The following is a 12997-nucleotide window of genomic DNA, read 5'->3' as shown; positions in this document are numbered from 1 at the left end:
GCGAGCCAGTTTTGCTCCGGAACCGTGTGTCCCGCTGGCGCAACGGCGTGAACGGGAACGAATGGCATCGGGGCTTCGTTTTCCCAGCAGATCGGAAACTCGGACGAGCGCTCGTTTGCAGCAGGTCCGTCACTCATAACGGAGCCTTGAACTGCTCAGTTCGAAAGTACCGCGTCGAAAAAATGCTGCGAGGCAAACGGAGGAAGTTTCACATGCACAGCATTAGAAAGAGCAGGTTCCTGCTGACCACAGCAGCGCTGCTCGCCGGCGTCAGTCTGGCGGCGGCACAAGGCATGCGTGATGGTGGCGGCGGTGGCGGAATGGGTGCCGGCGGAGGAGCAGGTGCCGGCGGCGGAATAAGCGCCGGTGGAGGAGCTGGCGGCGGTGCCGCCGAACAGAGGCAGTCGGGAGGTGGAATTTCGCAGGGCGCAGGCGGCGCATCCCGCGGTGAAGGGATGACGCAAGGCCGAGCAGGCGGCCGGGCGGAAAGCCCTGCTGCTGCGCCATCGCGCGCACAGCGTAGCGAAGGAATGAGAGAGAGCGGCCGCGCGATGGACAGGGGCGAGCGACAGATCGGCGCGGATCGGTCGCAGCGCGGGCAAAAGGATCAGACGGTGGGGCAAGGCCGCGGCGAGCGCGATCAACTGCGTCAGTCAAAGGCGCAGGACCAGTCCTATGGCAGGCAAAAGGACCAGACCGTGGGGCAAGGCCGTGGCGAGCGCGACCAGACGCGTCAGACCGAACAAAAGGCGCAGCAAAAGCAGAAGCCGGCAACCGCAGAGACAACCCAGCAGCGCCGTGACCAGACCCGTGCGACAACGGAGGGTCCGAATGCAAGGCCGGGTACGACGACCGGCGCCAACACCAGGCCAAGCGCTCCTTCCCAAGGTCCAACCACGCAGCAGGGCCAGGCGACGCAGCAGGGTCAGTCCACAACGACAGGCGCCAACACCCACGGACAGACCGATGCGCGGGCGGAAGGCCGGGGTGCGGCCGCTCAGAGCATGTCGGGCCGCGTGTCGGTGACTGCACAACAGCAGACAACACTGCAGCAGTCGGTGCTTGGCTCGCGCAATGTGGCGCGGGTTAACGTCAACTCCATCAACTTCCGGATCAATACCGGCGTCGTGGTGCCACGGCATGTCTCCTTTGTGTCGGTCGCGGCATTCCCCGTATTGATCGACACGTTCCCGGACTACCGCGACTACAGCTTCTTCGTCGTGGAGGACGAGATCGTGTTCGTGGATCGGAGCCGGAGGATCGTGGACGTTGTCCCGGCAGGACCGAGGACGCGGTTCACGGGTCGTGGCCGCATCGGCGGTGGCAGCGTGGCCGCGCTCGATCTGAGCCCCGACGAAATCCGCGTGGTGCAGCGGGTGCTCATCCAACGCGGTTTGCTGACTGGCAGAGCGGATGGCGTGTTCAGCGCCCGGACGCGCGAGGCTTTGATGGTCTTCCAGCGGCGGCAGGGCCTGCAGGCCAGCGGCACGATTGATACACGCACGGTTGCCGCGCTCGGAGTGTCTAACAAGATAAGTGCCACTCAGAGCCAGTCGACGACGGCCGGCCAGCAGCCATCGGCGCAGCGGAACGCGACCGGCCAGAATACCGGTCAGGCTAATGCGCCTGCCCGGCAGAACGAGCCTACGACAACCGGTCAGGCTGGACGAAACCAGCCGGCAACCACCGGCCAGGCCGGCACGCAACGGCCTCCGTCTGGTCAGACGACTGGACAGGCCCCGGCGCGAGGCGGCAATCAGCCGAGCTCCAACCAGCCGTCCGGGCAGACCAATCAGAACAACAATGCGCCGGCACCCGCGGCGAAGAACCAGTCTGATCAGGGCGGTTCAGGTCGCAAGTATTGATCATCTTGAGCCCCGCTTCGGCGGGGCTCTTGTTTTTTTCGCGTGGACGAGACAGGTCCTTGCGCGGTTACTGCGTGCGCTCGTTCGATCCACCTCGCCCACGAGGAGAGAGCGGAAGGCGAGCAGCCTGGCTGAGTGATCTTGTTTCGGCCGCGCCTCAATCCACCACGATCTTCACGCGATCGCGCGGCTTGACCTGGGCGTGCTGGTCGAGGCCATTGAGGATGCGGAAGCGCTCGGCGGGGCGGTCGACGCCGGTCATGCGGTGGGAGAGTGATTCCACGGTGTCGCCGGGCTGCACCGTGATGACCTTTATGCGCAAGGGACGCGCGGCCTGAATTTCTTCCAGCGTCAGGCGGCGGAACGAGTTGACGGTCTCGCGCGCATTGCGCTCGCTTTCGGTGTTACGCTGCTTGGCGGCGAAGATGAAGCGGTAGACGTCACTGCCGTAACGCAGCGCATAAACCTTGAACTGCCACTGATCGCCGTTTGCCGAGGCCGAAGCTACCGGGAAACCGTTGATCATGAGGTCTTCGGTCGAGCCCTTGTCGACACCTTCCATCCAGCCGGAATTGAGGTAATCGGCGAGCGACTGTTCGGCCGGCACGCGCACCACGTCGAAGCGCATCGCCTGCGTGCCGCCCTCGCGCACGCCGATCACGGCCTGCGCAGTGTTGTCGAGCGTGAACGTCTCGGGCGCTTGGAAGGTGAAGCCGAGTTTCGGATGCAGGAAGCGGCGCCCGCGCACGAAGCCCTCGCTGGGATCTTCGCCATACACGATGTTGTCGATGGCGGCGAGATAGGTCTCGCGGTCGCGCTCGCCGCTCTGCGGCGAAGTGTATTGCCGCGCGCTGGCCTGCGCGTTCTGCACGCGCTCGGGGGTTGCCGGATGCGAGGAGAGAAAGTCCTGCGCGCGCGGGTCGAGCGAGGTCTTGCCGGCCTTCAGCGCCGCATTGCGCTCCATCGCGGCAAGGAAGCGCGACGCGCCATAGGGATCGAAGCGGGCGCGGGCCGAAATGCCGACGCCGATGCCATCGGCCTCGAATTCCTGCTGCCGTGAGAAGCTCGCCATCGTCAGCTTGGTTTTCGCCAGCGCCAGCGCCGTCAGATCCGGATCGTTACTCATGTCGGTGACGACGCGCGTCACCACCGCCGCCTGCCGCGCCTGGTCTTCCCGGATCGAGGCGTGCTTTGCGATGACATGCGCCATCTCGTGGCTCAGCACGGAGGACAGTTCCGAGGTATCGCTGGCGAGCGCCACCAACCCGCGCGTCACATAGAGCTGGCCGGTCGGCAGCGCGAAGGCGTTGACCGCGCCGGAATTGAGGATGGTCACCCGGTAGGCCTGGTCCGGACGGTCCGACGCCGCCACCAGCCGGTCAACGGTCTTGCCGATCAGGGTTGCGAGTTTCGGATCGTCATAGGCGCCGCCATAGGAGGCCAGAATGCGCTCGTGCTCGCGCTCGCTCGCCGGCGTCTGTGCGACGGTGCGGCTCGGCTTCGGCGCGGGCACCGTCGGCGCGGCTGTCTCGATCTTCCCGAGGTTTCCACAGGAAGAGAGCGTGAGCGCAGCGCACAACAACGCCGGCGCAGCCAGAAGGCGGCGGCCCGTGTTTCCTTCGCCCCGTTGTGCACGATGCGTCAAATCAGCCACTGAGATCACGATCCGATCGGGATCCTTGATCTCATCCCCTCTTCTTTGCGCGTGATCCCAGCGAAGACCGATGCCAGCCCCCGAATCAAACGCTATTTCCCGCCCAGCACCTCAATCTGCCCCACCCGAAGCAACTCAATTCGCGGTCCTCCCCGCGACGAGACAACGCCGCGGACACGAATCCGTCGATTTTCGAGCGACTTAGGTCCAAGGCCGGCGCTCTCGAACGCCGGTATGATGCGCCTTGAAATAGTCGCAGCAAAGTCCCGTGTCCAGTTCCGCCCGAAATTCAGGTAGGTCATTGCCCCAGCCTGCCGAACGGACAGCACTCTGCCTTCGATCACCGTAAAGTGCCCAATCGCGGCCAGAATATCGCCCGGACTTTCCGCGTTTTTTATGGCAGTTGAACTTGCCCAGATTCCCAATTTGGCATTTCTCGCCACGCCCTCGGCGGCGGACAGCGCTGCAGCGCAATTTTTGTCGGATATATCGCTCGAAACCAGGACCTCGCCGCGGCGCAGCAGCTCGCTTTGCACCGATTGTTCCGAATCAGTCACGAACACAAAGGCCGACTGCCGGCCGTACCGATCCGGCGTGTCATCCTCGCCATGCAGGGTCACGTCGCGGCCGGTGATGATAGCCGACAATACGGCCCTGCCACCGGCCGTCTCGGTTCCCGCGCGCTCGATGCCGGCGAGGCGGATTTCCCGGCCGTCCTCGAGGCGAAAGCCGCGCGCATCGACCACGGCAGCGACCCGCCCTTCGCCCTGCCGCTCCAGCACGCAGTCGGCGGCGTCGGCCTCGCCGGCGGACGCCAGCGCGAGAAACAATGCGGCGGATGCCGTAAGCGCAGCGCTGTAACGCAATGCCGGGCCGGTCATAACGCTGCTCTCTGTCCCGCTCGTTCCTGTATGCTCGATCAATGACAGCAATACTACCTGAGATTGCCACGTAGGGGGAGACAATGGAAGTCAACGGCATTGCCCATATTTTTCTCACCGCCTCGAATTACGAACGCTCTCGCTATTTCTATCGCAAGCTGTTGCCGTTTCTCGGCTTGAAGCCGGTCATCGATACCGAGACGACCTACTACTGCGTCGGCGGCCGCACTGCCGTCGGCATCAGCGCACCATCGCCGGAGCACGCTGGCGCCGCGTTCGAGCAGCAGCGTGTCGGCCTGCACCACCTCTGCTTCCGCGCCCGCGAGCGCGCCGACGTCGATGAACTGCACGGCTTCCTGAAGACGCTCGGCGCCAAAATCATCCGTGCGCCGCGCGAGGACCAATGGGCGCCGGGCTATTACTCGATCCTGTTCGAGGATCCGGATGGCATAAGGCTCGAGCTCAATCATGTGCCGGGTAAGGGATTGTTGGCGTGAGTGGCGTTCCCCGGATGCTGCGCAACGCGCCGCGTGAGCGGCGTGGTGCGCTGCCGATCCGGGGTCCATGTTGCGGCGGTAGGTCCAGGCTCTGCGGAGCAGCGTACCGGACGATGCTTCGCATCGCCGGGAGCACGCTGCACCGCGTCCGGGACACGCTGATGCGTCGTGTAGGATGGGTGGAGCGAAGCGATACCCATCATGACGCCGCGCAAGGAATTGATGGGTTTCGCTTCCGCCTTCGCTCGTTGAGCTACGGCGGACAAGTCGCTCTACCCATCCTACGAGATCATTCCGCTTAGCGGAAATCGCGACGCAATCCGCCTTCCTTCGCGCCTTGCCGCTATGCACCCCGTGCGGCATGATCCTGCCAGAGCAAAAAATTCAAAGTCGCAGGCAATGCGGCAACCAATAGGGAGAACTCCATGAAGAGAGCAATCACTGCCGTTTTTGCTGCCGCGTTGGCGATGTCGGCTAGCGCGGCAATGGCGCAAAGCAAGCCGCCGCTCAAGCTCGGCGGCATTCTCGATATGTCAGGGCTTTACGCAGACATCACCGGGCCGGGCTCGGAGACCGCGGCGAAGATGGCGGTGGAGGATTTTGGCGGCGAGGTGCTGGGGCGCAAGGTCGAGATCGTCGCGGCCGATCATCTCAACAAGGCCGATCTTGCTGCCAGCATCGCGCGCGACATGCTCGACAATCAAGGCGTCGAGATGCTGTACGACGTGGCGGCGTCTGCAACCGCGCTCGCCGCCGGCGAAATCGCGAAGGCGCGCAACAAGATCGTGATGTATAGCGGCCCCGCCTCGATCCGGCTGAGCAACGAGGCCTGCGGCCCCTACACCGTGCATTATTCCTACGACACGTTTGCGCAGTCCAACGTCACCGGGCTCGCCACCGTCAAGAGCGGCTTCGAGACCTGGTTCTTCCTCACCGCCGATTATGCGTTCGGCCAGGACCTGGAAAAGGACACCAGCAATGTGGTGGTGAAGGCCGGCGGCAAGGTGCTCGGCAGCGTCAAGCATCCGCTCAATACGTCGGACTTCTCCTCGTTCCTGCTGCAGGCGCAGAGCTCGAAGGCCAAGGTTGTCGGCCTCGCCAATGCCGGCGGCGATACCATCAACGCGGTCAAGCAGGCGGCGGAATTCGGGCTGACCAGGAGCGGCGGCCAAAAGCTCTCGCCGCTGCTCGCCTTCGTCACCGATATCGACAGCGTCGGGCTGGAGACGGCGCAGGGTCTGCTGCTTGCCGAAGCCTTCTATTGGGACCTCAACGACGACACCCGCGCGTTTTCAAAACGCTTCATGGAGCGCGTCAAGCGGCCGCCGACCGCGGCGCAGGCCAGCGTCTATTCGTCGGTCCTGCATTACCTGAAGGCCGTCAAGGCCGCGGGCACCACGGATGCGGCCGCGGTGATGAAGCTGATGAAGGAGACGCCGGTCAACGACATGTTCGCCAGGAACGGCAAGATTCGCGACGATGGCCGCATGGTGCACGACATGTATCTGTTCGAGGTCAAGAAACCCCAGGAATCCAAGGCGCGCTGGGATTATTACAAGCTGCTGGCGACCATCCCCGGCAGCGAGGCGTTCCAGCCGCTGGAAGCCTCGCGCTGTCCGCTGGTGAAGAAATAGGACCGCATCTGCGTAGGGTGGGCAAAGCGAAGCGTGCCCACCATTAGCGCCGCAGATCGGCGAGAGGTGGTGGGCACGGCGCAAGTGCGCCTTTGCCCACCCTACGAATTCATCTCAACCTACCAACGAAAGCACCACCCCATGAGCGCAAACGAAATGGTCCTCCAGAAGTTCGAACAGGGCTTACTCACGATCACGATGAACCGCCCCGACCGGCGCAACGCACTCAATCCGGACATGACGCGCGGATTGGTCGAAGCCGCACGGCGCGCGGCTGAGGATCACGAGGTGCGTGCGGTACTCTTGAAGGGCGCCGGTGGCACGTTCTGCGTCGGCGGCGACGTCAAGTCGATGGCGGAGGGCAGGGCACCGCTCGGCTTCGAGGCCAAGATGGCGAACTTGCGCCGCGGCATGGAAGTCTCGCGCATCCTGCACCAGATGCCCAAACCGGTGGTGGCGCAGCTCGATGGCGCCGCCGCGGGCGCCGGTCTCTCCATCGCACTATCGTGCGACCTGCGCGTTGCCAGCGCCTCCTGCAAGATCACGACCGCGTTCGCCAAGGTCGGATTATCAGGGGATTACGGCGGCACCTATTTCCTCACACAGATGCTCGGAGCCGCGAAAGCGCGAGAGCTCTATCTGACCTCGCCGGTACTGAGCGCGACGGAGGCCTACAATCTCGGCATGGTGACAAAGGTGGTGCCGGACGCTGACATCGATACCGAGGCGCGTGATCTCGCGATGTCGCTGGCGCAGGGACCGTCGGTGACGCTGGGCTACATCAAGCGCAACATCAACAACGCCGAGACGATGTCGCTGGAAGCCTGTTTCGACGCCGAAGCCATCCATCATTCGCGCTCGGGCGACACCGCCGATCACAAGGAGGCCGCAAAAGCCTTTGTCGAGAAGCGCAAGCCCGTCTTTCAGGGGCATTGATATGGCCGAGTATCTCAGGCTGCGGCAGATCTGCCTGGTGGCGCCGCATCTGGAGCCGGTGATCTCGGACATCTCCGAGATCATGGGCCTCAACGTCTGTTACCGCGACGGCAATGTCGCCAAATATGGCCTGGAAAACGCACTGCTACCGGTCGACACGATCCTGCTCGAAGTGGTGGCGCCGATCCAGCCGGGCACCGCGGCGGGGCGTTTTCTCGACAAGACCGGCGGCCGCGGCGGCTACATGGCGATCTTCTGCTGCGACGATCCCGACGCACGCGGCAGGCACGCCAACGCGATCAGCGTGCGCACGGCGAACGTGATCACGCACGCGCCCTATCACGGCGTGCAATTGCACCCGCGCGATTGCCGCGCCGCGTTCATCGAGTTCAATCACACCGACGGCAGCGACGACGTGCTGGGACCCTATCCGCCGGCGGGCCCGAACTGGCAGAAGGCGATCCGCAAGGACGTGACGGTGGCGCTGACGGAAGTCGAGATGCAGAGCCCGGATCCGCAGGGGTTGGCGGAGCATTGGGGGAAGATTTTGGGCATTGCCGTGAGCAAAGGGGCGGGCGGTGAGCCTGAATTGAAGCTGCCCAATGCCGGCTTCCGCTTCGTCAAAGGCGCAAGCGATCTGATGAGCGGACTGACGTTCAAAGTCGCCGATATCGCCAAGATGCTGGATGCAGCGAAGGCCAAAGGCTGCAAGGTGTCGGGCGACGGGTTCGATCTTTGCGGCGTGACATTCAAGCTAATGGCGTGAGGCGGTGCACCTTACCCTCTCCCCTTGTGGGAGAGGGTGGATCAATCGTGCGAAGCACGATTGAGACGGATGAGGGGTTCTCTCCGTGAACATAGGCCTCTCCCGCGGAGAGAACCCCTCATCCGGCGCTTCGCGCCACCTTCTCCCACAAGGGGAGAAGGGAAGAGGTGCAAGCGGCGCGAGTCTTACCGCCCCTTGAAGTTCGCCGCCCTTCGTTCTGCGGTGGCTTTGACGCCTTCCTTGAAATCTTCCGTGGCGCGCAGTCTGGTCTGCTCGGCGAGCTCGTGGTTGGTGGCGGCCATGACACGGTCGGCGAGGCCGGCGCGCATGGTAGCGCGGGTCGAGATCAGGCCGAGCGGCGAGCATTCGGCGATTTCGGCGGCAAGCTTCATGGCCTCGGCTCGCACCTGGTCCTGCGGCACGCAGACATTGGCAAGGCCCATTCGCGTGGCCTCCTTGCCGGTGATGCGGCGGCTGGTGTAGAAGATCAGTTCGGCGTTGTTGCGGCCAACGAGTTCGGGAAGCGTCGTCGTCAGGCCGAAGCCAGGATGAAAGCCGAGTTTTGTAAAATTGGCGGCGAAGCGGGCCTCGGGGCAGGTGACGCGGAAATCGGCCGAGACGGCCAGGCCGAGACCGCCGCCGATGGCCGCGCCATGGACGGCGGCGACGATCGGCTTCTTGTTGCGGAAGATGCGCACGGCCTGGACGTAGAGATGGTTGATCGGCAGATTGGCGGCCGGATCATTCTGCGCGCTCGCTTCCTGCTCCTGCCGCTTCGGATCGGAAAAATCCGCGCCGGCGCAGAATGCCTTGCCTTGCGCGGCGAGCACGGAAGCGCGTATTTCGATGTCGTTGTCGAACTCCTCCAGCGCATCCGCAATCTGGTTGATCAGCGAAACGTCGAAGAAGTTCAGCGGAGGTTTCCGGATCTCGATCAGGCCGACATGGCCGTGCTTCTCGACGCCGATATCCGTGTATTTGCTCATGCGGTTTCCTCGTTGAATTAGCGCAGACCGAGCGTGCGCGCTCAGCGCAGACCGAGCCCGCGGGCGATGATGCCGCGCAGCACCTCGGTGGTGCCGCCCTGGATCGTCAGCTTCGGCGCGGTCTTGATGGCGAAGTCGAGTTGCTTTTCCAGCGTCTCGCGGTTGGTGGCGGTTTCCTCGACAAAGGCGGCGAGCTCACGCACGCGATGCGGCAATTGCTGCTCCCAGATGGTGCCGATATCTTTCACGATAGAGGCCTCGACCACCGGCTCCTTGCCGGCCTGCAGCATGCCCGCGACCGACACCGACATGCGCCGCATGGTGTGCACCTGCGCCACCAGGCGGCCAATGCCTTCGGCGCTGCGGGTGTCCGGGTTATTGCCGACGGCGCGGACCAGCTCGGTCAGCACGTAATAGGTCTCCAGGAAACGTTCGGGGCCGGACCGCTCATAGGCAAGCTCCGAAGTCGCCTGTTTCCAGGCGCCGTCGATTTCGCCGAGCACGTGATCGTCGGGAATGAAGTGATCGGTGAACACCACCTCGTTGAATTCATACTGTCCGGTGATCTGGCCGATCGGGTTCACCTGGATGCCCGGTTGCTTCATTTTGACGAGGAATTGCGTCAGGCCGTGGCGGCGGTTTTCTTTCGTCGGCGGTGACGTCCGAAAAATCGCGATCATGTAATCGGCGATATGGGCCGAGGAGGTCCAGATCTTGGTGCCGTTGATCAGATAGCCGCCGTCCGTCTTGGTCGCGCGGGTTTTGGCCGCGAACAGATCGGAGCCGGAGTTCGGCTCGCTCATGCCGATCGCAAAGCAGATCTCGCCGCGGCAGATGCGCGGCAGGATTTCCATCTTGATGTGCTCGGGTGCATATTTCAAAAGCACCGGGCCGCTCTGGCGGTCGGCGACAAAGAAGCGCCGCGTCGGCGCATTCGCCACCCGCATTTCCTCGGTCACGACATAGCGCTCGAGGAACGAGCGCTCATGGCCGCCATATTTCTTCGGCCAGGTCATGCCGAGCCAGCCACGCGCGCCGACCTTTCGGGAGAATTCCGGCACGTCGGTATCTTCGCGGTTCGGCTTGTGCGGATCGAAGGTGCCGGCGGCGATCTCTTCGGCAAGGAAGGCGCGGACTTCCTTGCGCAACTGCTCGCATTCGCTCGGCAGGCGGATCGGATCGAAACGGAGGGCTGCGGTCATTGTTATTCTCTATGCAGGCAAATCGAAATGATCTCAGCGCGAGGCCACGAGCGGCCACAACTCATCGGCGCCTCTTTGCGCCACGAGCTTGCCGAGCTCGACCGCCCAAAAACTCTCGGAGCCGAAATCGTCGCGCCAGGCCAGTGCGCGCAGGGAATAGCGATGCAGGATGTGCTCGATGGTAAAGCCGATCGCGCCATGCACCTGATGGGCGATGCCGCCGCCTTTTTCCGCCGCCTCCGCGCAGCGGATTTTTGCCGCCACCGCTTCGAGAAACACTTCGTCGTTGAAGACCGTGGCGTTGGCAATGGCGTCCGCGGCCGAAGTGGCCGCGGCCAGTGCGGCCGCCGACTCGCCGGCGAGCCGTGCCAGATTGTGCTGTACCGCCTGGAATTTCGAGATCTTCTTTTCGAAGGCGACACGCTCGTTGGAATAGCGCACGGAGATTTCCAGCATCGATTCCAGCGCGCCGGCGATCTGCAGGGATCGCGCGACGCCGCCCATCAGCATCAACCGGGCCTGATCGAAACCTGCTGGCGCCGGCTTGATCGCGGCCGGCTGCACCTTGTCCAGCGTCACGACATCAGAAGGGTCGCCGCCGAGATTGAGCCCGCTCTCGATCCGGCACTTGCCGGCATCGACCAGCGCGACGGCGAAATCACCCTTCGGATCGCTGGCGACCATCGCGAAGTATTTTGCAACCTTGGCAAACGGCACGCCTCGCGCCCTGCCCGAGAGGCTGCCATCGGCATTGACTGTAATCCGGTCTTTCGGGCTGGCGGGCACTACCGTCATCTCGCCGCCGGGCGAGGTGATCTTGGCCTGCGCCAACAGCCAGCCCGCCAGCATGGTTTCGGCCAGCGGCACCGCCACCGCAAAGCGCCCTGCGGCGCTCAGCACGCTAAAGCCTTCAGCGAGAGAGGCGCCCGAGCCGCCGCAATCCTCCGGCACCCAAGACAGCGGCAGGCCGGCATCGCTCAGCGCCTGCCAGAGCGGGGCTTTCCACTCGCCCTTCTTATCGCGATTGATGGTTTGGGCGTCGGCGAGATCGGCGAAAATTTTCTCCGCAGTCTCGGCAACGATGTTCTCACTCTCCGCCACAGCGTTCCCCGATTTGAAATTGGCATGCCAATCCCAACTGATATGGCCGGGTCCGGCTGCGGTCTGTTCTTGCGCTTTATGATGGGCAAAAGCCATAGCCGTGACAAGCGCTGTCCGCAGGGCCGCATGAGGCGGCGGCATGAAGATCGCGGCGCAAAGAATAAATTCCGCGCAACGGACTTCTTCGGATTTGCACGCCGTTGGCCGCGCGATATGGTAGCGCTCGGCCGCCGCCAGCGGGCGGTCAAAACTCTAATTCAAGAACAACAAAGGGAATGCGGATGTCGAAGGATGGTTTGTGCGCGATTGTCACCGGTTCTGCTTCGGGTTTGGGAGCGGCGACCGCGGCCATTCTGGCAAAGGGCGGCGCGCGCATCGTCGTCAACTATTCCAACAGCAAGGCGGAAGCCGAAGCGACCGCCGATCTCTGCCGCAGCGCTGGCGCCGAAGTCGTGGTCGTGCAGGGCGACGTGTCGCGCGATGAAGACTGCAGGAAGATTGCTGCCGCGGCCGTGCCGTGGGGACGCCTCGACGTGCTGGTCAACAATGCCGGCACCACCAAGCACGTGCCGCATCACGACCTCGACGGACTTTCGGCCGAGGACTTTCAGCGCATCTATGCCGTCAACACGATCGGCCCGTTCCAGATGATCCGCGCGGCGCGCGCGCTGCTCGAAGCGGGCGCTAAAGCCTCCAACCTGCCGTCCGCCGTGGTCAACGTGTCGTCGGTCGCCGGCATTTCCGGCGGCGGCTCGTCTGTCGCCTATGCCGCAAGCAAGGGGGCGCTCAACACCATGACGCAATCGCTGGCGCGCGCGCTGGCGCCGCTGATCCGCGTCAACACGGTGTGTCCCGGCTATATCGATACGCCGTGGTTCACCAAGGGGCGCGGCGAAGCCGGCGCGAAAGCGGTGCGCGACGCTGTCGTGGCGAAGGTGCCGCTGAAGGTCGCCTCCACGGCCGAGGATATCGCGCAACTCGTCTGCTTCCTCGCTTCGCCGGCGTCGAGCAACATGACCGGCGAGTTCGTGCGCATGGATGCGGGGATGCATCTGGTGTTGTGATGGTACAGAATCGTAGGGTGGGCTAAGGCGCTCTTGCGCCGTGCCCACCATCTCTCTTGCTCGGTCGACAATGGTGGGCACGCTTCGCTTTGCCCACCCTAGAATTCTATCGATTTCCCGGATCCGAGATCACGCCGCGCGCTACCAGCCTGTTCCAGATGAACAGCACCACCAGGGCGCCGATGGTGGCGGTGATGAAGCCGGCGCCCTGATCGGGGCTGTAATGGCCAATCGCCTGGCCGACGAAGGTCGCCAGGAATGCGCCGGCGATGCCGAGCACCGTAGTCAGGACGAAGCCGGTCGGGTTGTTCTGGCCCGGCGAAAGGATGCGCGCGATGATGCCGGCGACGAAGCCGACGACGATGATCCAGATAATGCCGCCCATTTCCGTCCCTTTCCAATGCGTCGATG

The 12997-nt window shown here is 63.7% G+C and carries 12 protein-coding genes; 6 read left to right on the top strand and 6 right to left on the bottom strand.

Going from position 1 to position 12997, the window contains the following annotated elements; genetic code table 11:
- Positions 1 to 212 precede the first annotated feature (212 nt).
- Entirely contained in the window at positions 213 to 1865 is a 1653-nt protein-coding gene (locus YUO_RS0112890; RefSeq protein ID WP_028347632.1) for a peptidoglycan-binding protein, read from the top strand.
- A gap of 157 nt (positions 1866 to 2022) precedes the next feature.
- Here the strand turns inward: YUO_RS0112890 and YUO_RS0112885 are convergent, their stop codons facing one another.
- Together YUO_RS0112885 and YUO_RS0112880 are read right to left on the bottom strand one after the other, a co-directional pair.
- Positions 2023 to 3510: a M48 family metalloprotease gene (locus tag YUO_RS0112885; RefSeq protein WP_083754584.1), complete on the bottom strand. Its 1488-nt coding sequence runs from the start codon at positions 3508 to 3510 to the stop codon at positions 2023 to 2025.
- Between the two features lie 101 nt (positions 3511 to 3611).
- On the bottom strand, positions 3612 to 4400 hold the full coding sequence (locus tag YUO_RS0112880; protein WP_028347630.1) for a thermonuclease family protein: 789 nt from the start codon (positions 4398 to 4400) through the stop codon (positions 3612 to 3614).
- 83 nt (positions 4401 to 4483) lie between these two features.
- On the opposite strand from YUO_RS0112880, the gene YUO_RS40605 reads away from it, so the two are divergent.
- From YUO_RS40605 to YUO_RS0112860, 4 genes are all read left to right on the top strand, one after another.
- On the top strand, positions 4484 to 4897 hold the full coding sequence (locus YUO_RS40605) for a VOC family protein (protein WP_035726702.1): 414 nt from the start codon (positions 4484 to 4486) through the stop codon (positions 4895 to 4897).
- A 425-nt stretch (positions 4898 to 5322) separates the two neighbouring features.
- Positions 5323 to 6531, top strand: a complete 1209-nt coding sequence (locus YUO_RS0112870) for an ABC transporter substrate-binding protein (protein WP_028347629.1) — start codon at positions 5323 to 5325, stop codon at positions 6529 to 6531.
- Between the two features lie 141 nt (positions 6532 to 6672).
- Positions 6673 to 7467, top strand: coding sequence for an enoyl-CoA hydratase (locus YUO_RS0112865; protein ID WP_028347628.1), 795 nt, complete (start codon positions 6673 to 6675; stop codon positions 7465 to 7467).
- Position 7468: 1 nt separating this feature from the next.
- Complete coding sequence (locus YUO_RS0112860) at positions 7469 to 8233, top strand: VOC family protein (protein WP_028347627.1); 765 nt, start codon at positions 7469 to 7471, stop codon at positions 8231 to 8233.
- A 185-nt stretch (positions 8234 to 8418) separates the two neighbouring features.
- Here the strand turns inward: YUO_RS0112860 and YUO_RS0112855 are convergent, their stop codons facing one another.
- From YUO_RS0112855 to YUO_RS0112845, 3 genes are read right to left on the bottom strand one after another with little or no spacing between them, the layout of a single operon-like run.
- On the bottom strand, positions 8419 to 9219 hold the full coding sequence (locus tag YUO_RS0112855) for an enoyl-CoA hydratase/isomerase family protein (protein ID WP_028347626.1): 801 nt from the start codon (positions 9217 to 9219) through the stop codon (positions 8419 to 8421).
- A 41-nt stretch (positions 9220 to 9260) separates the two neighbouring features.
- Positions 9261 to 10421 (bottom strand): acyl-CoA dehydrogenase family protein, encoded by a 1161-nt coding sequence (locus YUO_RS0112850; protein ID WP_028347625.1) that lies wholly within the window; start codon positions 10419 to 10421, stop codon positions 9261 to 9263.
- A gap of 33 nt (positions 10422 to 10454) precedes the next feature.
- Positions 10455 to 11522: an acyl-CoA dehydrogenase family protein gene (locus YUO_RS0112845; RefSeq protein ID WP_028347624.1), complete on the bottom strand. Its 1068-nt coding sequence runs from the start codon at positions 11520 to 11522 to the stop codon at positions 10455 to 10457.
- Between the two features lie 281 nt (positions 11523 to 11803).
- Between YUO_RS0112845 and YUO_RS0112840 the strand changes: the two genes are divergently transcribed.
- Positions 11804 to 12586, top strand: a complete 783-nt coding sequence (locus tag YUO_RS0112840) for an SDR family NAD(P)-dependent oxidoreductase (RefSeq protein WP_028347623.1) — start codon at positions 11804 to 11806, stop codon at positions 12584 to 12586.
- A 106-nt stretch (positions 12587 to 12692) separates the two neighbouring features.
- Here the strand turns inward: YUO_RS0112840 and YUO_RS0112835 are convergent, their stop codons facing one another.
- Positions 12693 to 12971 carry a GlsB/YeaQ/YmgE family stress response membrane protein gene (locus YUO_RS0112835; RefSeq protein WP_028347622.1) on the bottom strand — a complete coding sequence of 93 codons (279 nt, stop codon included), beginning with the start codon at positions 12969 to 12971 and terminating at the stop codon, positions 12693 to 12695.
- Between the last annotated feature and the right edge of the window lie 26 nt (positions 12972 to 12997).

Source organism: Bradyrhizobium murdochi (assembly GCF_000472965.1).
Taxonomy (GTDB): Bacteria; Pseudomonadota; Alphaproteobacteria; order Rhizobiales; family Xanthobacteraceae; genus Bradyrhizobium; species Bradyrhizobium murdochi.
This window is presented reverse-complemented; position numbering and strand designations above follow the sequence as displayed.